Source organism: Leclercia barmai (assembly GCF_049312895.1).
GTDB lineage: Bacteria > Pseudomonadota > Gammaproteobacteria > Enterobacterales > Enterobacteriaceae > Enterobacter > Enterobacter barmai.
In genome coordinates, this window is sequence record NZ_JBMNWZ010000005.1 from 37,307 (window position 1) to 62,852 (window position 25,546).

Here is a 25,546-nt window from a genome sequence, read left to right on the forward strand (position 1 = left end):
CCCAAAGGGGAGAGGGAATTTGCCCCCACCCTACCCCTGCATTGTTCTGATCCGCGCCGCATCTTCCCCCGGCGTCACGCCAAAGTAGCGCTTGAACTCCCGGCTGAACTGCGAGGCGCTCTCATACCCCACCCGCAGCGCGGCGGCGCTGGCCTTCATGCCGTCGTGAATCATTAACATGCGCGCCTTGTGCAGGCGGTAGCTCTTGAGATACTGCAGCGGCGAGGTGCTGGTCACCGATTTGAAGTTATGGTGGAACGCCGACACGCTCATGTTGGCCTCGGCCGCCAGCTGGTCCACGCTCAGGTTTTCGGTGTACTGGCTCTCGATGCGCTTTAGCACCCGGCCAATGAGGCTGAAGTGGGTCTGACGGCTGACCAGCGCCAGCAGCGCCCCGCCACCCGGCCCGAGCAGGACGTGGTAGAGGATCTCGCGCACAATCTGCTTGCCCAAAATGCGCGCATCCAGCGGGCGCTCCATCACATCCAGCAGCCGTTCAATGGCGCAGAGGATCTCATCGGTCAGGGTGGCGGAGTTGATGCCGCTCGCCGCCATCGACGGGCGAAACAGTTCATCCTCGCCAATGTCCATCAGCAGCTCCTGGAGCTGCAGAATGTCAATATTTAAGCGGATCCCTGCCAGCGGGACCGTCTCAGTCGCGAAGGTTTCACATTCGAAGGGTAAAGGTACTGTCAGGAGCAGATATTCGTTGGTGTCGTAACGGAAGACGCGCTCGTTGATATAGCCAATTTTGTGGCCGGAAAAGAGAAAAATGATACCCGGCTGGTACATCACCGGGGTGCGGGCGTAGGGCTGGGTGCCGTACAAAAGGCGAACGTCCGGCAGCAGGGTGTCGAGATTATTTTCATTATCTTTCAGCCTGTTAATTTGTTGCGTTAGCTGCTGGCAGATCGCGTCACGTTTCATCTTCTCTCACTCAGGGGTTGTTTTCCGACACCTGCAGTGTGCGCATTTTTACTTATTTTCTCCAGTACTGTGTAGAAATGGGCAAGACAACGGCAGGAATGTGCATTGAGAGAAACCTGTGCGCTCGCCACAATGAGCACCATCAGGCAGCCCCGTGGCCGCCCCGTTTTTTCACCCACCAAAGGGAACGAACAATGAACAATTTCAATCTGCATACCCCGACCCGCATCCTGTTTGGTAAAGGCGCTATCGCCGACCTGCGCGAGCAGATCCCGGCCGATGCCCGCGTGCTGATCACCTACGGCGGCGGCAGCGTGAAGAAAAATGGCGTGCTGGATCAGGTCTACTCCGCGCTGGAAGGTCTGGACGTGCGTGAGTTTGGCGGCATCGAGCCAAACCCGTCTTACGAAACGCTGATGAACGCGGTGAAAATCGCCCGTGAAGAGCAGATCACCTTCCTGCTGGCGGTAGGCGGTGGTTCCGTACTGGACGGCACCAAGTTTATCGCCGCAGCGGCCCACTACGATGAAAACATCGACCCGTGGCACATCCTGCAAACCGGCGGCAGCGACATTAAAAGCGCCATCCCGATGGGCTCCGTGCTGACCCTCCCGGCCACCGGCTCCGAGTCTAACAAAGGCGCGGTGATCTCCCGTAAAACCACCGGCGACAAGCAGGCCTTTATGAACGAGCACGTGCAGCCGGTATTCGCGGTGCTGGATCCGGTTTACACCTACACCCTGCCGCCACGTCAGGTGGCGAACGGCGTGGTGGATGCCTTTGTTCATACCGTTGAGCAGTACGTCACTTATCCGGTGAATGCCAAAATTCAGGATCGCTTCGCCGAGGGTATTCTGCTGACCCTGATCGAAGACGGCCCGCTGGCGCTGCAGGAGCCAGAAAACTACGAGGTGCGTGCCAACGTAATGTGGGCCGCGACTCAGGCGCTGAACGGCCTGATTGGTGCCGGCGTGCCGCAGGACTGGGCGACCCATATGCTGGGCCACGAGCTGACGGCGATGCACGGCCTCGATCATGCCCAGACCCTGGCGGTGGTACTGCCTGCGCTGTGGAACGAAAAACGCGATACCAAACGCGGCAAACTGCTGCAGTACGCTGAGCGCGTCTGGGGTATTTCCGCCGGTTCTGAAGATGAGCGCATCGATGCCGCCATTGCCGCTACCCGCAACTTCTTCGAGCAGCTGGGCGTGCCAACGCGCCTCTCCGGCTACGGCCTGGACGGGAGCTCCATCCCTGCCCTGCTGGCAAAACTCGAAGAGCACGGCATGACGCAAATCGGCGAACATCACGACATTACCCTCGACGTCAGCCGCCGTATTTACGAGGCCGCGCGCTAAGCGATTTTACGCGATTGCCTTTCGTTTTTCGGCATTTAGGCCAGGCTTAATGCACATACGCCACCGGGGGATTACCCCTGGTGGATGTCCAATGAAGGAGGAAAAATGGCAAACCAAACCGTAATCAAGCTTCAGGACGGCAACGTAATGCCCCAGTTGGGGCTCGGCGTATGGAAAGCCGGTAACGACGAGGTCGTCTCCGCCATTCACAAAGCACTGGAAGTCGGCTATCGCTCCATCGATACCGCTGCCGCCTACAAAAATGAAGACGGCGTCGGCAAGGCTCTTGCCAGCGCTGGCCTGCCCCGCGATGAGTTATTCATCACCACCAAGCTGTGGAACGACGACCAGAAGCGTCCGGCAGAAGCCCTGCAGGAGAGTCTGGACAAGCTGCAGCTCGACTTTGTCGATCTCTACCTGATGCACTGGCCGGTTCCGGCTATCGATCACTATGTTGAGGCCTGGCAAGGGATGCTCGACCTGCAGAAAGCCGGGCTGGTGAAGAGCGTCGGGGTCTGTAACTTCCAGGTCCACCATCTGCAACGACTGATTGATGAGACGGGCGTCGCCCCGGTAATCAACCAGATTGAACTGCACCCGCTGATGCAGCAGCGTCAGCTGCACTCCTGGAATGCGACCCACAAGATCCAGACCGAATCCTGGAGCCCGCTGGCGCAGGGCGGCGAAGGGGTGTTCGATCAGAAGATCATCCGCGACCTGGCCGACAAGTACGGCAAAACCCCGGCACAGATTGTCATTCGCTGGCATCTGGACTGCGGACTGGTGGTGATCCCGAAATCCGTTACGCCGTCGCGCATCGCGGAAAACTTCAACGTCTGGGATTTCCGTCTGGATAAAGACGAACTGGGTGAAATTGCGAAGCTGGATAAAGGCAAGCGTTTAGGCCCGGATCCGGACCAGTTTGGCGGGTAATCCCCTCACCCTGCCCTATCCCCATAGGGGAGAGGGTATTCAATTATGTAGGCCCGGTAAGCGCTAGCGCCACCGGGCATTTTTTCAGGCTTAACCGGCCTTGCGTTTTACACTCTTCTTCGCCGTTGCCCCACCGTTCGAACGCTGGTGCACAATCGGCGTGTGCTTGGTCAGGGCCGGACGCGTGTTGCGGTTCTGGCGACGCGCTTCGCGCATCTCTTCAACCGTTGGCGCAGGCACCAGGCAGTCGCGGCGGGAACCGATCAGGTGCTTTTTACCCATCTCTTCCAGCGCCTGGCGGATCAGCGGCCAGTTTTTCGGATCGTGATAACGCAGCAGGGCTTTGTGCAGACGACGCTGCTTGTCACCCTTCGGCACCACCACATCCTCACTCTTATAACCAATCTTACTCAGCGGGTTCTTACCGGTGTAATACATGGTGGTCGAGTTGGCCAGCGGCGACGGATAGAAGTTCTGCACCTGATCCAGACGGAAGCGGCGCTGCTTCAGCCACAGGGCGAGGTTGACCATGTCTTCGTCACGCGTACCCGGGTGCGCGGAGATGAAGTACGGGATCAGATACTGCTCTTTCCCGGCCTGTTTCGAGTAGGTATCGAACAGCTCTTTGAAGCGGTCGTAGCTGCCCATCCCCGGCTTCATCATCTTCGACAGCGGCCCCTCTTCAGTATGCTCCGGGGCAATCTTCAGGTAGCCGCCCACGTGGTGGGTCGCCAGCTCTTTGATGTAGCGCGGATCTTCCACGGCGATGTCGTAACGCACGCCGGAAGCGATGAGGATCTTCTTGATGCCCTTCAGGTCGCGGGCGCGACGGTAGAGGTTGATCGTCGGCTCGTGGTTGGTGTCCATGTGTTCGCAAATGCTCGGATAGACGCAAGACAGGCGGCGGCAGGTCTGCTCCGCACGCGGCGACTTACAGCGCAGCATGTACATGTTGGCGGTCGGGCCACCCAGATCGGAGATCACGCCGGTAAAGCCCGGGACCGTGTCGCGAATGGCTTCGATCTCGTTGACGATGGAATCTTCAGAGCGGCTCTGGATAATGCGCCCTTCGTGCTCGGTGATCGAACAGAAAGAGCAGCCGCCGAAGCAGCCGCGCATGATGTTGATCGAGAAGCGGATCATCTCATACGCCGGGATGCGCGCGTTGCCGTATGACGGGTGCGGCACACGCTTGTACGGCAGGGCAAACACGCTGTCCATCTCTTCGGTAGAGAGCGGGATCGCCGGCGGGTTAACCCAGATGTAGCGCTCGCCGTGCTTTTGCATCAGGGCACGCGCACAGCCCGGGTTGGTTTCGTGGTGCAGAATACGCGACGCGTGCGCATACAGCACTTTGTCGCCTTTCACCTTCTCAAAGGAGGGCAGCAGCACGTAGGTCTTTTCCCACGGCTTCGGACGCGGCGGCTGCACGACGATGGCTTTCGCTTCGGCCTTCTTCGGCGCTACGGGTTTGTTATCCGCACACGGCAGATCTTCGCCGTACGGATGCGGGATCGGGTCGATTTTACCCGGCATGTCGATGATACGAGAATCCACCCCTTTCCAGCCCGGCAGCGCCTCTTTCACCATGATGGCGGTATTGCGCACGTCGCGGATGTCGCCCACCGGCTCGCCCTGGGCCAGACGGTGCGCCACTTCCACCAGCGGACGTTCGCCGTTGCCGAAGATCAGCATGTCGGCTTTGGAGTCCACCAGCACCGAACGGCGCACGGTATCAGACCAGTAGTCATAATGCGCGGTACGGCGCAGGCTCGCTTCGATACCCCCGAGGATGACCGGCACGTCTTTCCATGCTTCTTTGCATCGTTGGGTATAGACGAGGGTGGCGCGATCCGGGCGCTTGCCCGCCACGTTATCCGCGGTGTAGGCGTCGTCGTGACGCAGTTTGCGGTCGGCGGTGTAGCGATTGATCATCGAGTCCATGTTGCCGGCGGTGACGCCGAAGAACAGGTTCGGTTTACCCAGACGCATAAAGTCGTCTTTGCTGTTCCAGTCCGGCTGGGCAATGATCCCGACGCGGAAGCCCTGGGCTTCAAGCATACGACCGCAGATCGCCATGCCAAAGCTCGGGTGATCGACATAGGCATCGCCCGTCACCAGGATAATGTCGCAGCTGTCCCAGCCAAGTTGGTCCATCTCTTCACGAGACATCGGCAGGAAAGGTGCCGGTCCAAAGCAGGCCGCCCAGTACTGGGGCCAGGAGAAGAGGTCACGATCCGGCTGGATCAGGGAAATGGCGCTCATAATGCTTCCGAAGAAAAAATAATCAAAGGGCGGCGATTATACGCTGTTCTTCTGCCATAAATGAAGGGGGGAAATGCGCCAAACTGGCGCCAGGTTAACGAAACTTTTACAAACCCTGTAAACAACCTGCCATAATGCCGCCTGCTGGCGAATTACCCTGACAATACTCAGGTCTTTGCCAGTTTATGCACAGCAAAAAAAGGCTATAACGGGGAATTTCACTTTGCGACGCAACCGCTCTTCTCAGGTTTCTCAGCTACAGGTCGTACTGCATCTGTGCGGATTTTTAGTATTGCTTTACAGCTTCTCGATGCTGCCGCCGATGGCCATCGCGCTGGCAAATAAAGAGCGCAGCTATCTGGCCTTTTTGAGCACCTTTGTGACCTTTTTCACCCTCGGTGGCGGCACCTGGTTGATGACCCGCCATGCCGGGATCCAGCTGCGCACCCGCGACGGGTTTGTCATTATCGTCCTGTTCTGGTTTCTCTTCTCAATAATTAGCGCCATGCCGCTGTGGATGGATGACGTTCAGGAACTGTCGCTGGCGGATGCGCTGTTTGAAGGGGTATCGGGGATCACCACCACCGGGGCGACGGTGATTGGCGACGTCAGCGCTCTGCCCAAATCGTACCTCTACTATCGCGCCCAGCTTAACTTTATCGGCGGCCTCGGAGTCATCGTGCTGGCGGTGGCGGTACTGCCGTTCCTCGGCATCGGCGGCATGAAGCTTTATCAGTCTGAAATGCCGGGGCCGTTTAAAGAGGAGCGGCTCACGCCCAGGCTGGCGGATACCTCGCGCACCCTGTGGCTCACCTATCTGCTGCTGGGGCTGACCTGCACCCTGGCCTACTGGCTGGCCGGAATGTCGTTTTTCGACGCGCTGTGTCATGGACTTTCTACCGTCTCCCTCGGCGGTTTTTCCACCCGTAGCGAAAGTATCGGCTTTTACGACAGCCATGCGGTAGAGCTGGTCGCCGGGCTGTTCTCCCTGCTCTCCGCCTTCAACTTTACTCTCTGGTATGTGGCCATTGCCCGCCGCACGCTGAAACCTTTTCGCCGCAACCTGGAGCTGAAGTTCTTTCTGGCCGCCGCCGCCATTATCACTCTGATCACCGCCTGGCAGGTGTGGCACGCAGGCATGTACAACATTCCTGACAGTCTGGTGCATGCCTTTTTCCTCGCCAGCTCGATGATGACCGATAACGGCCTGTCTACCGGTGACTATGCCCAGTGGCCCGCGCACACCATTTTCCTGCTGCTGCTGGCCAGCTTCTTCGGCGGCTGTGTCGGCTCAACCTGCGGCGGCATCAAGGCGCTGCGCTTTCTGATCATGTTCAAACAGTGCCGTCAGGAGCTGCATCAGCTCGGCCATCCGCGCGCCCTTCTGCCGGTGCGCATCGGCAAAAGCGTGGTAAACGAGCGCGTGCTACGGTCGGTCTGGAGCTTCTTCTTTCTCTACGTGCTGTTCACCGCCTTTTTTATCTGGGCGCTGAATCTGATGGGGTACGATCTGTTCACCTCCTTCGCCACGGTCGCTGCCTGCATCAACAACATGGGGCTGGGGTTCGGTGAAACCGCGTCGACGTTCGGCACGCTGACGGAAGGGGCAAAATACCTGATGTGTATGGCGATGATTCTGGGGCGTCTGGAGATCTATCCGATTCTGATCCTCTGCTCGCGCTTCTTCTGGCGAGCGTAGAAACAGTACGCCCGGCAGGGATGCCGGGCGGAAAGAATTACGGGGCCGGGTTCACCAGCAGCTGTCCCACCGAGCCTCGATCCGCCATCTCAAGCGTCTGGCTGTGGAACAGGAATGGGAAGTGCGGCCACGAAGGTTGCCCGTAATAGACCAGCAGCTCCACCTGCCCGTCGACCCAGACGGTATCTTTCCAGCCGCGATCTTCCGGGAACGGCATGGCGCCGTTGACGTTGCGGATCAGGAAACTCACTCCTTCGATGTGGAACGACTGCGGCATGTCGGCGCGCACCGTCCAGCGCTCCCAGGAGCCCTGCTGGGCGGTGATATCGATGCGATTAACGTCCCACAGCTGGCCGTTAATGCCCGGATCGTCGCCGAGGCTGATATCCCGGCTGCGCACCGGCGTGCCGCCGAGGATCTCTTCCGGCAGCAGGCGCATCGGCAGGGTATCGGTGACCAGCGGCAGCAGGCCGGTTGGACGCAGGGTTAACACCAGGGTGGAGACCAGAATGCTCGACGGCTCAAAGAAGCCGCGCAGGCGGTCAACGATGCCTGCCGCCTCACCACAGGTAACCGACACCTCTTCCCCGTTGGTCATATCCACGAGGATTTCGCGCCGCTCGCCCGGAGCCAACGCCAGCTGCTTAACCGACACCGGTGCCGGTAAAAAGCCCTGATCCCCGGCGATCACGTGCAGCGGGCGGCCATCGCTCATCTGCAGCTGATAGCGACGGGAGTTGGAGGCATTGAGCAGACGCAGGCGCACCCAGCCGCGGGATACCTCGACATAGGGGCTTTGCGCGCCGTTAACCAGCAGCGTATCGCCAACAAAACCGCCGCTGCCCGGCTCGCTGTACTCCGGCGTGCCGAAGTTATCCAGACGCTTATCCTGAATAATGAGCGGAAAGTCATCGACCCCGTAATGATTGGGGATCGGCAGAGATTTACTGACTTCATCCTCTATCAGCCACATCCCGGCCAGGCCGTTGTAGACCTGCTGCGCGGTGCGGTTCGGGGTATTGGCGTGATACCAGAGGGTAGAGGCGCGCTGGCGGACCGGCAGAACCGGCGCCCAGTCGGCGCTTGCGGACATCATGCGTGGGGCGCCGCCCAGCAGCGGACCCGGCACCTGCATACCGCTGATGGTCATGGCGACGTTATCCGCCAGGCGGTTGCTGTAGATCAGTTTGACGTCATCGCCGCTCCAGACGCGCACCGTCGGGCCCAGGTAGCGCCCGTTGATGCCCCAGACCGAGGCCCGCGTACCCTGAGTGAATGACCAGTGGGCGCGCTGCAGCGTCAGGAACAAAGGCTGTCCGCGGCGGGATTCGAGTAACGGCGGGATGGGCAGCTGCGGCTGCTGCCCGGCGGCGTTTGCCCTCAGCGGAACCGCGCCTGCACAAAGGGCGATCCCTGATGCCTGAATAAACTGACGGCGACTGAGTGACATATTGGCTCCATGTATAAACGTGCTAACAACACGGGAATTCGTTTTCCCTTTAAGCCGGCTTAAACCTTGCCAGCGGCTTCTCGCTCGGCGACTTCTTTATCGAGCTCAGCGATTTTATTCAGCATTAATTCGCGGCAATGTGCCGCCAGCTCGCGCACCTGATCTTTGCCATATTTACTGACATCCACCGGCGGCAGCATCTCGACAATCACCAGACCGTTACGCAGACGGTTGAGGTTTATCTTATTCGATGTATTGGAAACACACACTGGAATAATCGGAACGCCTGCCGCAATTGCGGCATGAAACGCGCCAGTTTTGAACGGCAGCAGGCCGCGACCCCGGCTGCGGGTCCCTTCCGGGAACATCCAGATGGAGATTTTGCGCTTTTTGAAGTGGTTCACCACTTCGGCAATGGTGCCATGCGCTTTGGCGCGGTTGTTACGGTCAATCAGCAGGTTGCCGGTCAGCCAGTAGAGCTGGCCAAAGAACGGGATCCACAGCAGGCTTTTTTTGCCCACGGTAACGGTTGGCGGCTGCACGATTTTCGCCGCGGTGACCATGTCGTAGTTATTCTGATGGTTACCGATATAGATAGCGTTGCCATAGCTCTCTGCCCCTTCCGGCAGACGGGTCTCGACTTTCAGGCCAAACAGCGGCCCCAGACGGGCAAACATGTGGCCAAAGGTGGCAACGTGCTTTGGATTACGCGGGCTGAACAGGCAGTAAACAGAGCCGAAGATACAGACCAGAATGCAGTAGATAACGGCAATAATGGCACGAACAATTAATAGCATAGCGACCTCAAAAACCCCTGACAGCTGACAATTATACTGCAACTGGAAGCGGGTAACTCTTTTGTTTTTATAACGGATATTTTTCGCAAGCCCCCTCCTGAACGGAGGGGGAGAGACGCTGTTACTCTGCGCTGTCGTCCGCGTTACCACGGTTCGGAGAGTCGATCTCCACGCGGTCAATACGCTGCAGGCCACGCATCAGCGATCCCCTGCGTCCACGTTCGCCCACCACTTTCTGCAGCTCTTCCGGACGCAGTTTGATTTTGCGTTTACCCACATGGATGGTCAACGTGCTCTGCGGTGGCAGAATAAAGAGGTGCGCCAGGCTGTCCTCCCCCGCTGCCGCATCCGCCGCGGAGATGTTGATAATCTTATTGCCTTTGCCTTTCGACAGCTGCGGTAGATCGCTGAGCGGGAACATCAGCATGCGGCCGGCAGCGGTGATCGCCAGCAGCATGTCGCTCTCGTTTTCAATCACCAGCGGCGGCATGACCCGGGCATTGTCCGGCAGGCTAATCAACGCCTTGCCCGCACGGTTACGCGAGATCAGATCGTTAAAGGTACAGATGAAGCCGTAACCCGCATCGGAGGCCAGCAGCAGCTTCTGCTCATCGCCTTCCATCAGCATATGTTCGACGGTCGCCCCCGGCGGCAGCGTCAGCTTGCCGGTGAGCGGCTCGCCCTGCCCGCGCGCAGACGGCAGGGTAATAGGATCGATGGCATAGCTGCGCCCGGTGGTGTCGATAAAGGCCACCGGCTGGTTGCTCTTGCCCTTCACCGCGGCTTTGAAGCTGTCGCCCGCTTTATAACTCAAGCCCGGCGCGTCGATGTCGTGACCTTTGGCGCTGCGCACCCAGCCGCTCTGTGACAGCACAATGGTCACCGGCTCGGACGGCTGCATGTCGTGCTCGCTCATCGCTTTGGCTTCTTCGCGCTCGTGCAGCGGTGAACGGCGATCGTCGCCGAAGGCGTCGGCATCGGCCTGCAGCTCTTTCTTCAGCAGGGTGTTCATCTTGCGCTCGGAGGCGAGGATCGCCTGGAGCTGATCGCGCTCTTTTTCCAGCTCGTTCTGCTCACCGCGGATCTTCATCTCCTCCAGTTTGGCGAGATGGCGCAGTTTCAGTTCGAGGATCGCTTCGGCCTGGGTTTCGCTGATGCCAAAGCGCGACATCAGGGCCGGCTTCGGCTCGTCCTCGGTGCGAATGATCTCAATCACTTCGTCGATGTTGAGGAACGCCACCAGCAAACCTTCAAGGATATGCAGGCGCTTAAGCACTTTCTCCAGACGGTGGTTCAGACGACGGCGCACCGTATCGCGGCGGAACGTCAGCCACTCGGTGAGGATCTCCAGCAGGTTTTTCACCGCCGGACGGCCGTCCAGCCCGATCATGTTCAGGTTGATACGGTAGCTTTTTTCCAGATCGGTGGTGGCGAACAGGTGGTTCATCACCGGCTCCATGTCCACGCGGTTAGAGCGCGGCACGATCACCAGACGGGTCGGGTTCTCGTGGTCGGATTCGTCGCGCAGGTCATCAACCATCGGCAGCTTTTTATTGCGCATCTGGGCCGCGATCTGCTCCAGCACTTTCGCGCCCGAGACCTGGTGCGGCAGCGCGGTGATGACCACGGCGCCGTCCTCTTTGGTCCACACGGCACGCATGCGCACGGAGCCGCGACCGTTCTGGTAGATTTTGCGGATTTCCGCGCGGGAGGTGATGATCTCCGCTTCGGTCGGGTAGTCCGGCCCCTGCACGATATCCAGCAGCTCGTCCAGCGAGGTCTTCGGCTGTTCAATCAGGGCGATCGCCGCTTTCGCCACTTCACGCAGGTTGTGCGGCGGGATATCCGTCGCCATCCCGACGGCGATGCCGGTGGTGCCGTTCAGCAGAATGTTCGGCAGACGCGCAGGCAGCATCTTCGGCTCCTGCATCGTACCGTCGAAGTTCGGTACCCACTCCGCGGTGCCCTGGCCCAGCTCGCTGAGCAGCAGTTCGGCATATTTAGAGAGACGGGATTCGGTGTAACGCATCGCCGCGAACGACTTCGGATCGTCCGGCGCGCCCCAGTTCCCCTGGCCGTCGACCAGCGGGTAACGGTAGGAGAACGGCTGGGCCATCAGCACCATCGCTTCATAACAGGCGCTGTCGCCGTGCGGATGGTATTTACCCAGAACGTCACCCACGGTACGGGCGGATTTTTTAAACTTGGCGCTGGCGTTCAGGCCCAGCTCAGACATCGCATAAACGATGCGGCGCTGAACGGGTTTCAGGCCATCTCCAATAAACGGCAACGCCCTGTCCATGATGACGTACATGGAGTAGTTCAGGTAGGCGTTTTCCGTAAATTCATGTAGCGCGAGGCGCTCTGCCATATCGCTCATTTAATGGGATTCCTCAACTCAGAAACCTGCTGGTTTCAGGCAATATTGCCGCAGATACTACCTCATCTGGCGAGTCGAGTCACAAAGAAAAAGGGCCGGAATACCGGCCCCTTCACGGGTTATTTATTCAGCTTGATAACCTGTTTCACGTCGATTTCGAAATCGTTCCACTCTTTATCCACTTTGCCCTGCAGTTCAACCTTATCCTGCGGGGTAATGGTCTGGCCGTTCCAGTGCTTGTTGTCGATCTCCACGTTTACCGTGCCGCTCTCATCGCGGAAGGTGTAGCGGTCATCAGACAGCCGCTCGGTGATGTTTCCGCGCAGTTTCACCCAGCTGTCGTCCTTCATATCCTTGACCTTCTGCGCCGTGGTGAGGTTGGCGTCATTATCGACAAAACCACCCTGCTGAGTTTGCGTCTGGGTTGCCGTTGCGGATGGGCCGTTAAACCCGCCCTGCGCCGCAAAAACCGGCGCGGTGGTGATCATCATGATGGCAGCAATAGCAGCGAATTTTTTCATCTTAACTCTCCCTTTAATGTCGTTTCGCAGTCCATTAAACAGGGTAAACCTTAACGACTTCTTAAGCGGAAAATTTAAATTTTTTTACTGTACAGCCGGGCGTTACAGAGGGTTTACTGGCGGCATCAGGGAGGGAAACATGCGCATTTTACTGGTAGAAGACGACAAACTGATTGGCGATGGCATCAAGGCCGGGCTGACGAAAATGGGCTTCAGCCTGGACTGGTTCACCGACGGTGATACCGGCCGCGCGGCGCTCTACAGCGCCCCCTATGACGCGGTGGTGCTCGACCTGACGCTGCCGGGTCTTGACGGGCTGCAGATCCTGCGCGAGTGGCGGGAAAAGGGGCGCAGCGAGCCGGTGCTGATTTTAACCGCGCGGGATGCCCTCGACCAGCGCGTCGAGGGGTTACGTCTGGGGGCTGACGATTATCTCTGTAAACCCTTTGCCCTGATCGAGGTGGCCGCCCGCCTCGAAGCGCTGGTGCGCCGTAGCCACGGGCAGGCGCACAGCGAACTGCGCCACGGCGGCGTGACGCTCGATCCCTCCCGTCTGGTGGCCGCGCTCAATGGCGACACCCTGGTGCTGAAACCGAAAGAGTTCGCCCTGCTGGAGCTGTTAATGCGCAACGCTGGCCGCGTGCTGCCGCGCAAACTGATTGAAGAGAAGCTCTATACCTGGGATGACGACGTCTCCAGTAACGCCGTGGAAGTCCACGTTCACCATCTGCGCCGCAAGCTCGGCAGCGACTTTATCCGCACCGTGCACGGCATCGGTTATACCCTGGGTGATGCATGAAACTGACCCAACGCCTGAGCCTGAAGCTGCGCCTGACGCTGCTGTTCATGGTGCTGTCGCTGGCGGCGTGGTTCGCCGCGAGTATCGTCGCCTGGCATCAGACTACCGATAAGCTCGATAAGCTGTTCGATACCCAACAGATGCTGTTTGCTAAACGGCTGCTGACGATGGATCTCGATGAGATCCGCGCCCCGGCGCGCATGCGCGAGGTGCCAAAAAAAGCGAAACACGGCCATCTAGATGACGACGCCCTGGCCTTCGCCATCTACACCCCCGACGGCAAAATGGTGCTGAACGACGGCGAGAACGGGCGTGATATTCCGTATCACTATCGTCGGGAGGGCTTCGACAACGGGCGGCTGGACGACGATAACGACGAATGGCGATTCCTGTGGCTCACCTCACCGGACGGCAAGTACCGGGTGGTGGTCGGCCAGGAGCGGGAGTACCGTCAGGAGATGGCGCTGGACGTGGTGCGCTCGCAGCTCACGCCGTGGCTGGTGGCGCTGCCGGTGATGCTGCTGTTGCTTATCGTGCTGCTGAGCCGTGAACTCTGGCCGCTGAAAAAGCTGGCGCATACCCTGCGCACCCGCTCGCCGGATGCCACCGATCGGCTGGCGACGCACGGCGTGCCCGTTGAGGTTCGCCCGCTGCTCGACGCGCTGAATCATCTCTTCGCCCGCACCCAGGCCATGATGGCCCGCGAGCGCCGCTTTACCTCCGATGCCGCCCACGAGCTGCGCAGCCCGCTTACCGCCCTGAAGGTGCAGACCGAGGTGGCGCAGCTGTCGCTGGACGATCCTGAGGCGCAGGCGAAAGCCCTGATCCAGCTGCATGCCGGTATCGACCGGGCAACGCGGCTGGTTGAGCAGCTCCTGACGCTGTCGCGCCTGGATTCGCTGGAGAGCCTCGAGGATGTGGGATCCCTGAACATGGCCGATCTGCTTCAGTCGGCGGTGATGGATAGCTATCATCCGGCGCAGCAGGCCGGGATCGAAATGCGCCTGAATATTAACGCTCCGCAGGTCACGCGTCCCGGCCAGCAGCTGCTGCTGAGCCTGCTGGTGCGCAACCTGCTGGATAACGCCGTGCGCTACAGCCCGCGCGGCAGCGTGGTGGATGTGACTCTTGATAGCCGCAGTTTTACCGTGCGTGACAACGGTCCGGGCATTGCCCCCGACGCGCTGGCGCGGATCGGCGAGCGTTTCTATCGCCCGCCCGGACAGGAGCAAACCGGCAGCGGGCTGGGGTTGTCCATCGTGAAGCGGATTGCCGCCCTGCACCGGATGACGGTCACGCTCAGCAATGCACCGGACGGCGGGTTTGCCGTTACCGTCGGCTGGTAGGGATTATTGCGTTTTTAGCAAAAGACTTTGCACATTTTGCTCATTTTACCGCACCGCTGTCGCGCGTAGAATGGCCCTCAGACTCGCTACTCTGAGGACAACTTAATGAGCAATATTCTGATTATCAACGGCGCGAAAAAATTCGCCCACTCCAATGGCCAACTGAATGACACCCTGACCGAGGTCGCGGACGGTTTCCTGCGCGACGCCGGACATGATGTTAAGGTCGTGCGCACCGACGGCGAATACGATATCCAGGCCGAAGTGCAGAACTTCCTCTGGGCTGACGTGGTTATCTGGCAGATGCCAGGCTGGTGGATGGGCGCGCCGTGGACCGTGAAAAAGTACATGGACGATGTCTTTACCGAAGGTCACGGCTCGCTGTACGCCAGCGACGGTCGCACCCGTTCAGACGCCTCGAAGAAGTACGGTTCCGGCGGTCTGATCCAGGGCAAAAAATACATGCTCTCCCTGACCTGGAACGCCCCGATGGAAGCCTTCACCGAAGAAGATCAGTTCTTCCACGGCGTGGGCGTTGACGGTGTTTATCTGCCGTTCCACAAAGCCAACCAGTTCCTGGGAATGGAGGCGCTGCCGACCTTTATCACTAACGACGTGATCAAAATGCCGGACGTGCCACGCTATATCGCAGAATATCGCAAGCATCTGGCTGAGATTTTTGCTTAACTGGTAGCATGTTATCAGGAGAAATGACCATGCTTACCGTTATTGCTGAAATCCGTACCCGTCCTGGACAACATCACCGCCAGGCGGTGCTGGATGAGTTCGCGAAGATTATCCCAACCGTTTTAGAAGAAGCTGGCTGCCACGGCTATGCGCCGATGGTGGACACCGCCGCAGGCGTCAGCTTCCAGACCACCGCCCCGGACTCCATTGTGATGGTTGAGCTGTGGGAAACCGTGGCGCACCTCGAAGCGCATCTGCAGACTCCGCACATGAAGGCGTGGAGCGAAGCGGTGAAAGGTGACGTTCTGGAAACGCATATCCGTATTCTGGAGAGCGGGGTTTAACCCTCACCCCAGCCCTCTCCCAAAGGGAGAGGGAGAAAATCGTAGGCCCGGTAAGCGTAGCGCCACCGGGCTTTTTTTATCACCTTAAAGCGCACCTGCTATGCTTATTCCTGATTTCATTGTTATCTGGAGGAAGGAATGGGAATTTTTAACTTCGTTAAAGAAGCAGGTGAAAAGCTGTGGGACAACCTGACCGATCACAAAGGTCAGAGCGATAAAGTCTCGGAGCATCTTAAAAAGCTCAATATCCCGGGCGCCGAGAAGGTGCAGGTCAACGTCAACGACGGCAAGGCCGTGGTGACGGGCTACGGGTTGACCCAGGAGCAGAAAGAGAAAATCCAGGTCGCGGTGGGGAACATCGCCGGGGTCAGCGAGGTGGAAAACAGCATCACCGCCACCGACACCCAGCAGGAAGCCACCTACTACACGGTTAAATCGGGCGACACCCTGAGCGCCATCTCCAAAACCGTGTATGGCGATGCGTCGAAGTACAACAAAATCTTTGAAGCCAACCGCCCTATGCTCTCCAGCCCCGATAAAATTTATCCGGGCCAGACGCTGCGTATCCCTGAAGCCTGAGGATAAGCTATCCCCTCTCCTCTGTCAGGAGAGGGGAAAATGACTACCAGTACAGTTTCCAGCTCTGGGTAAAGCGCACCAGCGCTTCGACGTAGAAGTAATCTCCCCAGCTGGCACACTCATCCACGCCTTTATTGCTGGCGAGGTGGTACACCGAGTGCTTCAGCACGCCGTTGCCCTTCTCCTCTTTGCCCATCAGATAGTGCTTCGTCAGCGACGACATAATGCCTTTCGCCCACGCCAGATAGCGCGCCCGGTCGGGGTCGGTCACCGGCAGGTGCTTCACCAGCTCCAGCAGACCGCAGACCGCAATCGCCGCCGAGGAGGCGTCGCGCAGGGCGTCGGTGCCCACCAGGGCCAGATCCCAGTGACAGACGTAATCTTCCGGCAGGCGGTTGAGGAAGTAGTTCGCCAGCCGCTTCGACAGGGCGATCATCGTCTCGTCGCCGGTGTAGATGTAGCTCAGCAGGAAGCCGTAAATCCCCCACGCCTGGCCGCGCGACCAGCAGGAGTCATCCGCATAGCCCTGCTGGGTATTGCCGTAGCGCGGCGCGCCGGTGACCACATCCATATAGTAGGTGTGGAAGGTGGAGGCATCTTCACGAATCAGCCAGGTCGCGGCCTGCATCACGTGGGCTTTAGCGGCCTCGGCAAAGCGCGGATCGCCGGTCTGCTCGGTTGCCCAGTAGAGCAGCGGCAGGTTCATGTTGCAATCGATGATCATCCGTCCGGCCTGCTCCGGATCGGAGAGATCGCCCCACGCCTGGATGATCTTCGCCTTCTCGTGGAAGCGCTCCAGCAGGGCTTCCGCCGCCAGCAGCGAGAAGCCGCGCGCCTCGCGGTTACCGGTCAGTCGCCAGTCCGCCACGCAGGAGAGCGTATACAGGAAGCCGAGATCGTGGGTGTTGGTGTCGCTGCGCCCGGCAATGCGCAGGCCAAACGAGCGGGTGTGCTTGCGGGCCATCGCGCGAAACTTCTCGTCGCCGCTCATCTCCCACGCCAGCCACAGCTGCCCGGTCCAGAAGCTGGTGGTCCACTCGACGTTATCGGTCAGGGGATAGAACCCCTCCCGGCAGGTTTCTGCCGGGAACTTGTCGCCGAATTCCGTTAAATGACGGCTAATCAGGTCGAGGATGTGGCGGCGCGCCGAGCTTAATTCATCGCTAAAGGCATGTTCATCCACGGGCACAGGAATATCGCCCAGGTGCTCCTCAGTGATACGACTTAACATAATTCGGTTCCTTCTTTGACGGCGTAAATTAGTGGTGTTCTGCAACGTTCAGCGTTTTTGCCCCGCGCCATTTGCTCTGGCAGGCGGATAACGTGAAGGCGGAAATAAGGGTAAAGGTCAGCGCCGTAGCGCCCATGATGATATAGGTCTGCTCAAAGCCGATGCGGTCATACATATATCCCGCAGGGGAAGAGACCACCACGTTGCCGACGTAGAGCATCGCCTGATAGCCCAGCAGGTACATGGTGGCGTTGACGCGTTTATCGAAATGCTCGGCGATATATTTAAAGACCGACACCAGCAGGAGACAGATTTCCAGGCCGTAGAGCGGCTTGAGAACGGAAATAAGCAGGTGCGAATCGCACATTCCGGAAATAATCAGCCGCGCCCCGACAATCAGGCCAACAATTAATAACCCGCGTTTGGCGCCAATAAAGTTCACGAACAGCGGGATCACCATATACATGACGAACTCCATCCCCGACTGGACGGTGCCCAGATAGCCAAACACCGCGTTGCCCTGGTGAACATCATCGAAGAAGGTGACGAAATAGCGGGAGAACTGCTGCTCGGCGATAAACATCATCCACGCCACGCCCGCCACGTAGAGGCAGAAGGCCCAGAACTTGCGGCTGCGCAGTAAGGCATAGACATCCGCCGGGGCGATTTTCTCTTTGGTCAGCACCTCACCGGCGTGCGCCGAGTTAGTGTTCACCTTCAGGCTCAGGAGGACAATCAGCATGATCACCGACGCCACGCTGCCCATAATGAAGTTGTACGCCGGAGAGAGGTTAAACAGCAGGCCGGAGAACGAAGATGCCACCGCCCAGCCGAGCGATCCCCACATGCGGATCTGACCAAACTCCATACCGTTGAGACGGCTGAAACGGTCGGAATAGGATTCGCACGCCGCCACGCCCGCATACCAGGCGAAACTTAAATAGAGCGCGCCGATAATAATCCCCAGCATGGTGTTGGACATTAACAGCGGCTGATAAACGTAAATAAAGAACGGCGCCATCAGGGCGGACATCGCCACCACGAAATAGAGCAGGTATTTGCTCATGCCGATCTTATCCAGAATATAACCGTAGATCGGTTTGAGAATAACGGAGAAGACGCCGTTCACCGCAAATACGGTGCCGATGACCGAACCGCTCAGATTCGCTTTTTGCCCGAGCCAGATTGCCAGCAGGCCAATACTGGCCGACCAGGTAAAGAAATAGAGAAAAATAAAACTGCTGATTTTGTAATATTCAGTTTTGTTACTCATACCATCCTCGCCGATATCCAGGGTAAGGCGCTTATAAAATGAACGACAGCTTACGTTCGCTTCCGGACGCGCAAATCACGGCCCGGTTATCTTTTATGTCCAGTTGCGGAGTGTTTGCTTCCTGAATCTCTTCCCCGGTGGCGAGCACCGCGCTGCACAGCCAGCTCTCTCCAGGTAAAAGCGTGGTGGTGAGCACCGGAATGGCGGCACACTCCGCAAACATGATGCTGCTGTTCGGCGGCGTCACCACGCTGTCGGGCTGACGGGTGATGGCCGGCGAGAGATCGACAATCGCGCTGCTACCGTTCTTCGCATTCAGGAAACTGCCGCGTCCGATAAGCCGGGGGTCGGTTTTCATGACCGCAAACCCGCCCTCCACCGTCTGTAGGGTGCGCGCGCTGTTGATACGGTGCAGGCGCAGATGCCACTCGCCGAACGGCACCAGCCAGCTCTCGATGTGGACGTCATGCCACGGCGACCAGCGCGAAAAGATGAAGTTCTCGTCGACGCGAACCTCCCCGCATTCGCGGCGTCCGCGGAAGTAGTTATCGCCATCCGCCAGCAGCAGCATGGAGTCACAGGCGGCATGTTTAAGCCCGAAGCGTCCGCGCTCGATGGTGAAACCAAAGCGGCTGGAGTAGGCAAATTTGGTGTATTTCGCCTCGGTGTTGACGTAGTTGTTCAGCTCCAGCTGCCCGGCGGTGAGCATCGTGACGTGATCCGCCTGCATCAGGATCTGCCCGGCATGGGGGATGACCCGTTTTTCGGCCAGCGCAGGCAAGGGCTGCTCTTGTGCCTGCCAGAACGGATGGCTCTCCGGCAGGGCCAGGATCAGGTAGGTTTTCAGCGCCCAGTAGGGCGAGCCCGGCGCGTTATAGTCCTCGCACATCGCCAGATTCGGGTAGGCAAAGCCGAGCGTCAGGATGCCGTCGCGATCGGTAATCGGCTGCTGCTGCCACCAGCGCAGATGACGCAGAACGATCCCTTTCACGATGCCCGGCGTGAAGACCTCCAGCCCGGAGAAGGCCACCGCGCTCCAGAAGGCGACCATCGCGAAGCGGTAGGTCAGGCTGCGGCCAAAGGGCACCGATGCGCCGTCGGCGGCCGACATATAGATAAAATCTTCCGCAAACAGCGCTGAGCGCTGGCGCAGCACCGCTGCCCGGGCGTCATCCCCGCTCAGAGTGGCGTAGATCAGGCCGTAAAAGTGAAATGCCATGGAGATGTAGTAGTCTTTTGGCCGACCCGGGCCGTCGGAGTACCAGCCATCCCCCAGATAGTAAGTGTCCATCATGGCGAAGCGGCGATCGATGGCCTGCTGGTCGTACGGCAGCCCGGCGCGCTTAAAGCCAAGCTGAACCATAATGGCGAAGTAGTTCCAGTTGCTGTCCGGCATGGTCGCGTCGGTGATCTGATTCAGCCAGGCGTGCAGGTTCATCACCTCGCGCTCGCTGAAGCGATCCGTGAGCCTCTCCTGCAGCAGCGCCAGCCCCAGGCCATAGGCCGCCATCTCCACCAGCCGCTGATCGTAAGGCGCGGTTTCGCCCCAGTAGCCTGCGCTTTGTGGGTCGGTGCCCTCTTTAATAGCGGTGATGTACTTGTCGCTGAACGGCGTGCTGTCCCCTGCGGCCATCAGCGGAAACAGCCCCCACAGCACCCGGGACAGCCCCTCCATCTCGGCAACATCCGTGGCGTAGTGGGCACAGGTATCGCCCAGTGAAAAACGGGAGCTGCCCGCCGGGAACTGCTTGTCCACAGCCGTCAGCAGCCTGTTCAGCGACGCCACCAGATCCTGGCGGGATGACAACGGATTTGATTTTTCTTTGTTTACCGCGCACATAGGCTCGTCCTCGTAATCAACTGCGGCAAAGCATAGTTAATCAGCAAGGTGCAGAAATGTTAGCCGGGTCACAGGAGTGAGAGATGAATAAACCCGCAGTTGAGGAAATTTAAAAAGGTGGTTTATAAAGGGGCAGGAAAAGGAAAAAGTTGAGTTTTATTGCACTATGCGCGAGACCCCGACGGCGGAACACCTTGAGCTGATTGCCCTGAACGATACCATCGTGTCGTTCAGTCGCCTGTTCGCCAACACCGTGCGCTATCACCACTGGCACCAGTGTCTGGAAATTCTCTATGTCGAAGAGGGCTTTGGCGTGGCGATTGTCGATAATCGCCACTACACCATGCGCCCCGGCAGGCTGTTTTTCTTCCCGCCGTTCACCCTGCATAAGGTGATGGTCGATCCCCAGGCTGAGGCGAACTATCGCCGGACCATTATTCATCTCGACCAGCATGCGGTGATGAAAGCCCTTCGCGATTTTCCCCAGACCCAGCAGCGGCTAAAGAAGCTGTCCCGGCGCGGGGGAGAGGCCTGGGTGGCGGACGTGGCGCACTGCCACAGCCATATCGATCATCTGTTCAGCTGCTACCCCCCGCCGCTGAACAGCGAGCGTGTCGCCAGCCTGCTGATCGGCCTGTTCGCCATGCTGCCGCACGATGACGAAGGCCAGCCCGGGAACAGTCAGGGTATCGCCAGCCAGGTGATGTTCTGGCTGGATGAGCACTATCGACAGAAATTCAGCCTTGATGCCCTGGCAGATGAGCTGGGGAAATCCCGCAGCTACGTATCACGGAAATTTCATGCCGAAACGGGCGAGAAAATTCACGATTATCTGAATACGTTAAGGTTACGCAAAGCCTGCGAGTGCCTGCTGCACTCGGATGCCAGCGTGCGGGAGATTGCCGCGCGGGTGGGGTTTTCGGACGTGACCTATTTTATCAGCGCGTTTAAAAAGGGCATCGGCGAGACGCCCTTACAGTACAGGAAGAATCACACCGGCTGAGAATGTTTATTGCACCGGGATCTGCTGGCGGTGCTTCGCGGGCAGGGTCAGAATAAAGCGCGTGGATTTTATATCTGACTCAACGGATACCCGGCCGTAATGGGCGGTAATAATGGACTTAACGATAGCCAGACCGATTCCGCTGCTGCTTTCATCCTTGCGCTGCCGGGAGGGATCGACCCGATAAAAACGATCGAACAGCCGGGGTAAATGCTCTGGCGCAATGGGGGGGCCGGGGTTCTCCACAATAATATGGACTTCCCCCTCCCCGGCGCGCAGGTGGACGGTAATGGTGCCCCCGCGCGGCGTGTAGCGGATGGCATTGGAGAGTAAATTGCTCAAAGCCCTGCGCAGCATCAGCGGGTCACCCTCCACCAGACTGGTGTGCCCTTCCAGCCTGAGCGCCACCCCGCGCTCCTCGGCCAGGGCCTCAAAGAAGTCGAATACCGTGGTGACCTCCGCCGCCAGGTCCAGCGTCTCTTTCTCGGGGATCAGCTGGTTGTTGTCTGCCTGAGCAAGGAACAGCATATCGCTGACCATTTTCGACATCCGCGAGAACTCCTCCAGACTGGAGTACATCACCTCCTCCAGCTCTCTGGCACTCCGCGGCTGGCTGAGGGCGATTTCGGTTTGCGTCACCAGGTTAGTGATCGGGGTGCGCATTTCGTGGGCAATATCGGCAGAAAAATTGGCCTGCCGGTTAAAGACATCCTCAATGCGCTCAATCATATGGTTAAAGGAGATCACCAGCCGTTCCAGCTCAATAGGGACATCTTCGTTATTTAACCGGACACCCAGATCTGCGGAGCTAATATTCTTGATCTGCTGACTTAAGCTGCGGATAGGTTTATGCCCCTGATAGACGGCAAACAGCACAATAAAGATCACGATAACGCTGATTATCGAGGCCATTATCATCAGCTTATTTTTGAGGTCGTTAATATAATGAAGATGAAAATTGATCGATAACGCCATCAGTAAATTATAGGCCTGGGTGCCATCGGCTTTTTTGCCGATGGGCAGCATCATTAAGCGCCAGGTGCTGTTGTCCATCGGCTCGTTATTATGCATTCCCTGATGAGGAGAAGGATCGTGCCATGAGAGGACATTCCCGGCGCGTAACTCACGGGCAAGCGCGGGATCGCGGAGAATAGCGCTCAGATCGGGTCCGATCGCAGACTGGAAAACGGGTCGGTCATCGGTATCCAGCAGCATGACCGAGACGCTGGCGTAGCCTGCGACCACATTTTGCAGGATTTCCAGCCGCTGTTTTTCCGGCTCTTCCTGATGGCTCAGTACCGTCTCCAGCGTGGCGCCAATCTGCTTCATATCGTGAATATCACGCTCTTCAAAATGGGCCTTTACGGAGTGGATCATTATCCAGGTAAAGACAAAAAAAGAGGCGATAGTGGCAAGGCTAATAAAAAATGTCAGGCGCGTGGCCAGAGAAAATGGCCGGGAGGAGCGCTTAAAGATCATCCGGAACCTCAAGCATATAGCCTACGCCGCGCACCGTCTGAATTAACCGCGGCTCAAAGTCGTTATCAATTTTTGCCCGCAGCCTTTTCACTGCCACATCAATGGCGTTGGTGTCACTGTCAAAATTCATGTCCCACACCTGCGAGGCAATCAGCGAACGGGGCAGGACTTCGCCCTGGTGACGAATAAAGAACTCCAGCAGGGTAAACTCTTTGCTGGTCAGCGTAATGCGGGTGCCGCTGCGGGTGACTTTTCGGCTGACCAGGTCGAGGGTTAAATCGGCTACCTGAAACTGGCTTTCGACAATGACGGCAGCGCCACGGCGTAACAGCGTTTTTACCCGCGCCAGCAGTTCAGCAAAGGCGAAGGGTTTCACCAGATAGTCATCCGCGCCCAGCTCAAGCCCCTTAACCCGGTGCTCAATGGTGCCCAGCGCAGTCAGCAGCAGGATGGGCATGCCTTTGTTGGCTGCACGCAACATTCTGACAATGTCCCAGCCGTTCACATCCGGCAGCATGATATCGAGGATCAGCAGATCATAGTCGGCGGTCATCGCCAGGTGGTAACCATTAAGCCCGTTATCCGTCAGATCGACGACGAACCCGGCCTCGGTCAATCCTTTGGTTAAATACTCACCCGTTTTTTTCTCATCTTCGACGATCAGCAGCTTCATGACGCCCTTCTCCCTGCACCTTATTTGCGAGTTTTTGATTGTAGGGCAGAGGGATCGGATAGCAATGGCTTAATCGCAAAATGACAGCTTTGTCATTTTCCTGTCACCCGTCAAACAGAGTCCCTTTTGTAGAGTAAGCCCCACTGAGACATACCCATTATTAAGCGTCCTGTCCGGGCCATAAAAACTATGCACAATTTAAAATTACTGACGCTCAGCGGGATATTTGTTCTGACGGGCTGTATTTCCCTGGCACCGAATTATTCACGCCCTGATTCCCCGGTTCCACAGCAATTTTCCCTTAGCCAGAATCAGCTGGTGTCGACGCCTGCGAATTATCAGGATACGGGCTGGCGGAGGTTCTTTGGCGATCCGCAGGTGAAAAAGTTGATCGGTGAAGCCCTGCTGAATAACCGCGACCTGCGAATGGCGGCGCTGAAGGTGCAGGAAGCCAGAGCGCAATATGGCGTGACGGATGCCGACCGCTATCCGCAGCTCAACGCGACCGCGAGTAAAACCTGGAGCGGTAAACTTGCGGACGATAGCGGCACCCGGCAGCAATATCAGGCCGGGCTGGATCTCAATTACGATCTCGATTTCTTTGGCCGTTTAAAAAATCTGAGTGAAGCCGAACGGCAGAACTATTTTGCCAGCGAAGAAGCACGCCGTGCGGTCCATATTCTCCTCATCGCAAATGTGTCACAAGGTTATTTCAGGCAGCGACTGGCGTATGCGCAATTACAGGTTGCTCAGGAGACGTTAGCCAATTACAGGCAGTCATACGCTTTTATAGAGAAACAGCTGGTGACCGGCAGCAGCAACGTGCTGGCACTGGAGCAAGCGCGCGGGGTTATTGAAAGTACCCGCAGCGATATTGCGAAACGCAAAGGGGAACTGGCGCAGGCGAATAATGCGTTACAGCTGCTGCTGGGCACCTATAACACCCTGCCGGATGATACCGCGGTGAGCGAGGTGGATATCAATGGCGTGACGTTACCGCCATCGCTCTCTTCGCAGATCCTGCTGCAGCGTCCCGATATTATGCAGGCCGAACATGGTCTGCTGGCTGCCAATGCGAATATTGGCGCTGCCCGCGCGGCCTTTTTCCCCTCCATCACCCTGACCGGCTCGTTATCCGGCAGTAGTACCGATCTTTCAAGCCTGTTTTCAAACGGGATGTGGAATTTTATACCCAAAATCGAGCTGCCTATTTTTAACGCCGGGCGTAATCAATCCAGCCTGGATTTAGCGGAAATTCGCCAGCAACAGTCGGTGGTGAATTACGAGCAAAAAATAGAGTCCGCCTTTAAAGAGGTTGCCGACACCCTGGCGCTGCGCCAGAGCCTGGCGGATCAGCTCGCAGCCCAGAAGCGTTATCTGGCCTCGCTGCAGATTACCCTGCAGCGCGCTCAGACCCTCTATCAGCATGGCGCGGTCAGCTATATCGAAGTGCTGGATGCCGAACGCTCCCTGTTTGCCACCCGACAGACCTTACTCGACCTTAATTATGCCCGTCAGGTCAACGAAATTACCTTATTCACCGCCCTCGGTGGCGGCTGGATTGAATAACGACATCACCCAACTTAAGGAATAGTAACCATGAATATCGTCTCTAAAGCCGTTCTGTTCAGCCTTTTTTCTGCTGTCGCCTTTAGCGCGACAGCCAGTGAGATGAGCACAATGCATGCGGCGGCTCCGGCTGCACAGCAAGAGCAGATCGTGCAGGCCACGGGTGAAGTCAAACTCATCGATCCGGACGCGAAAAAAATCACCATTGCCCACGGCCCCGTCGCCGCGCTGAACTGGCCAGCGATGACGATGCGTTTTACCTTCACCCAGGCATCGCAAATCCAGGGCATTACAGTGGGTGACCAGGTCGAATTTACGTTTATCCAGCAGGGCAATATCTCACTGTTGCAGGATATTCGCCGCCAGGATTAATCGTGGCGTACATCATCAATG

22 protein-coding genes are annotated in these 25,546 nt (G+C 58.0%); 11 read left to right on the forward strand and 11 right to left on the reverse strand.

What is annotated here, in order from left to right; all coding sequences use genetic code 11:
* Positions 1-30: 30 nt before the first annotated feature.
* Positions 31-927: an AraC family transcriptional regulator gene (locus tag ACOYA6_RS17735; RefSeq protein ID WP_422655130.1), complete on the reverse strand. Its 897-nt coding sequence runs from the start codon at positions 925-927 to the stop codon at positions 31-33.
* A 194-nt stretch (positions 928-1,121) separates the two neighbouring features.
* Here ACOYA6_RS17735 and yqhD point away from each other — a divergent pair, with 194 nt between their 5' ends.
* Positions 1,122-2,285, forward strand: a complete 1,164-nt coding sequence (gene yqhD / locus ACOYA6_RS17740) for an alcohol dehydrogenase (protein ID WP_422655131.1) — start codon at positions 1,122-1,124, stop codon at positions 2,283-2,285.
* Positions 2,286-2,390: 105 nt separating this feature from the next.
* Entirely contained in the window at positions 2,391-3,218 is an 828-nt protein-coding gene (gene dkgA / locus ACOYA6_RS17745; RefSeq protein WP_039031794.1) for a 2,5-didehydrogluconate reductase DkgA, read from the forward strand.
* Positions 3,219-3,308: 90 nt separating this feature from the next.
* Here dkgA and ACOYA6_RS17750 read toward each other — a convergent pair whose 3' ends face one another.
* Complete coding sequence (locus tag ACOYA6_RS17750; RefSeq protein ID WP_039031793.1) at positions 3,309-5,483, reverse strand: YgiQ family radical SAM protein; 2,175 nt, start codon at positions 5,481-5,483, stop codon at positions 3,309-3,311.
* Between the two features lie 223 nt (positions 5,484-5,706).
* On the opposite strand from ACOYA6_RS17750, the gene ACOYA6_RS17755 reads away from it, so the two are divergent.
* Entirely contained in the window at positions 5,707-7,182 is a 1,476-nt protein-coding gene (locus tag ACOYA6_RS17755; protein WP_039031792.1) for a TrkH family potassium uptake protein, read from the forward strand.
* 37 nt (positions 7,183-7,219) lie between these two features.
* On the opposite strand, the gene ftsP is transcribed toward ACOYA6_RS17755, so the two are convergent.
* The 4 genes from ftsP to ACOYA6_RS17775 form a co-directional block, all read right to left on the reverse strand.
* The gene (ftsP, locus tag ACOYA6_RS17760; RefSeq protein ID WP_039031791.1) at positions 7,220-8,632 is read right to left on the reverse strand and encodes a cell division protein FtsP; all 1,413 of its coding nucleotides are present in this window, start codon (positions 8,630-8,632) and stop codon (positions 7,220-7,222) included.
* Positions 8,633-8,691: 59 nt separating this feature from the next.
* Positions 8,692-9,429: a 1-acylglycerol-3-phosphate O-acyltransferase gene (gene plsC / locus ACOYA6_RS17765; protein ID WP_039031790.1), complete on the reverse strand. Its 738-nt coding sequence runs from the start codon at positions 9,427-9,429 to the stop codon at positions 8,692-8,694.
* A 121-nt stretch (positions 9,430-9,550) separates the two neighbouring features.
* Positions 9,551-11,809 carry a DNA topoisomerase IV subunit A gene (gene parC / locus ACOYA6_RS17770; protein WP_422655132.1) on the reverse strand — a complete coding sequence of 753 codons (2,259 nt, stop codon included), beginning with the start codon at positions 11,807-11,809 and terminating at the stop codon, positions 9,551-9,553.
* A 119-nt stretch (positions 11,810-11,928) separates the two neighbouring features.
* Positions 11,929-12,330: a YgiW/YdeI family stress tolerance OB fold protein gene (locus ACOYA6_RS17775; RefSeq protein WP_138370223.1), complete on the reverse strand. Its 402-nt coding sequence runs from the start codon at positions 12,328-12,330 to the stop codon at positions 11,929-11,931.
* 139 nt (positions 12,331-12,469) lie between these two features.
* Here ACOYA6_RS17775 and qseB point away from each other — a divergent pair, with 139 nt between their 5' ends.
* From qseB to lysM, 5 genes are all read left to right on the forward strand, one after another.
* On the forward strand, positions 12,470-13,129 hold the full coding sequence (gene qseB, locus ACOYA6_RS17780) for a quorum sensing response regulator transcription factor QseB (RefSeq protein WP_139563628.1): 660 nt from the start codon (positions 12,470-12,472) through the stop codon (positions 13,127-13,129).
* On the forward strand, positions 13,126-14,475 hold the full coding sequence (gene qseC, locus ACOYA6_RS17785) for a quorum sensing histidine kinase QseC (RefSeq protein ID WP_422655133.1): 1,350 nt from the start codon (positions 13,126-13,128) through the stop codon (positions 14,473-14,475). The genes qseB and qseC overlap by 4 nt, the downstream gene beginning before the upstream one ends.
* A 105-nt stretch (positions 14,476-14,580) precedes the next feature.
* Entirely contained in the window at positions 14,581-15,162 is a 582-nt protein-coding gene (locus ACOYA6_RS17790; protein ID WP_138370226.1) for an NAD(P)H-dependent oxidoreductase, read from the forward strand.
* A gap of 29 nt (positions 15,163-15,191) precedes the next feature.
* A complete protein-coding gene (locus tag ACOYA6_RS17795) occupies positions 15,192-15,506 on the forward strand; it encodes a putative quinol monooxygenase (RefSeq protein WP_039031847.1) in 315 nt (104 codons plus the stop codon).
* A gap of 138 nt (positions 15,507-15,644) precedes the next feature.
* Positions 15,645-16,085 carry a peptidoglycan-binding protein LysM gene (gene lysM, locus ACOYA6_RS17800; RefSeq protein ID WP_422655134.1) on the forward strand — a complete coding sequence of 147 codons (441 nt, stop codon included), beginning with the start codon at positions 15,645-15,647 and terminating at the stop codon, positions 16,083-16,085.
* A gap of 43 nt (positions 16,086-16,128) precedes the next feature.
* Here lysM and ACOYA6_RS17805 read toward each other — a convergent pair whose 3' ends face one another.
* The 3 genes from ACOYA6_RS17805 to ACOYA6_RS17815 are packed head-to-tail and all read right to left on the reverse strand — an operon-like array spanning position 16,129 to position 20,429.
* The gene (locus ACOYA6_RS17805) at positions 16,129-17,316 is read right to left on the reverse strand and encodes a glycoside hydrolase family 88 protein (protein ID WP_139563631.1); all 1,188 of its coding nucleotides are present in this window, start codon (positions 17,314-17,316) and stop codon (positions 16,129-16,131) included.
* 28 nt (positions 17,317-17,344) lie between these two features.
* Positions 17,345-18,589 (reverse strand): oligosaccharide MFS transporter, encoded by a 1,245-nt coding sequence (locus ACOYA6_RS17810; RefSeq protein ID WP_171029962.1) that lies wholly within the window; start codon positions 18,587-18,589, stop codon positions 17,345-17,347.
* Between the two features lie 31 nt (positions 18,590-18,620).
* The gene (locus ACOYA6_RS17815) at positions 18,621-20,429 is read right to left on the reverse strand and encodes a DUF2264 domain-containing protein (protein WP_422655135.1); all 1,809 of its coding nucleotides are present in this window, start codon (positions 20,427-20,429) and stop codon (positions 18,621-18,623) included.
* Between the two features lie 166 nt (positions 20,430-20,595).
* On the opposite strand from ACOYA6_RS17815, the gene ACOYA6_RS17820 reads away from it, so the two are divergent.
* Positions 20,596-21,432 carry a helix-turn-helix transcriptional regulator gene (locus ACOYA6_RS17820; RefSeq protein ID WP_139563633.1) on the forward strand — a complete coding sequence of 279 codons (837 nt, stop codon included), beginning with the start codon at positions 20,596-20,598 and terminating at the stop codon, positions 21,430-21,432.
* 6 nt (positions 21,433-21,438) lie between these two features.
* Here the strand turns inward: ACOYA6_RS17820 and ACOYA6_RS17825 are convergent, their stop codons facing one another.
* The gene (locus ACOYA6_RS17825; protein WP_422655136.1) at positions 21,439-22,911 is read right to left on the reverse strand and encodes a Cu(+)/Ag(+) sensor histidine kinase; all 1,473 of its coding nucleotides are present in this window, start codon (positions 22,909-22,911) and stop codon (positions 21,439-21,441) included.
* Complete coding sequence (gene cusR / locus ACOYA6_RS17830) at positions 22,901-23,584, reverse strand: copper response regulator transcription factor CusR (protein ID WP_039031778.1); 684 nt, start codon at positions 23,582-23,584, stop codon at positions 22,901-22,903. The genes ACOYA6_RS17825 and cusR overlap by 11 nt, the downstream gene beginning before the upstream one ends.
* 189 nt (positions 23,585-23,773) lie before the next feature.
* Between cusR and ACOYA6_RS17835 the strand changes: the two genes are divergently transcribed.
* Positions 23,774-25,153, forward strand: coding sequence for an efflux transporter outer membrane subunit (locus ACOYA6_RS17835; RefSeq protein WP_422655137.1), 1,380 nt, complete (start codon positions 23,774-23,776; stop codon positions 25,151-25,153).
* A gap of 30 nt (positions 25,154-25,183) precedes the next feature.
* The gene (gene cusF / locus ACOYA6_RS17840) at positions 25,184-25,525 is read left to right on the forward strand and encodes a cation efflux system protein CusF (RefSeq protein ID WP_039031776.1); all 342 of its coding nucleotides are present in this window, start codon (positions 25,184-25,186) and stop codon (positions 25,523-25,525) included.
* Positions 25,526-25,546: the final 21 nt, after the last annotated feature.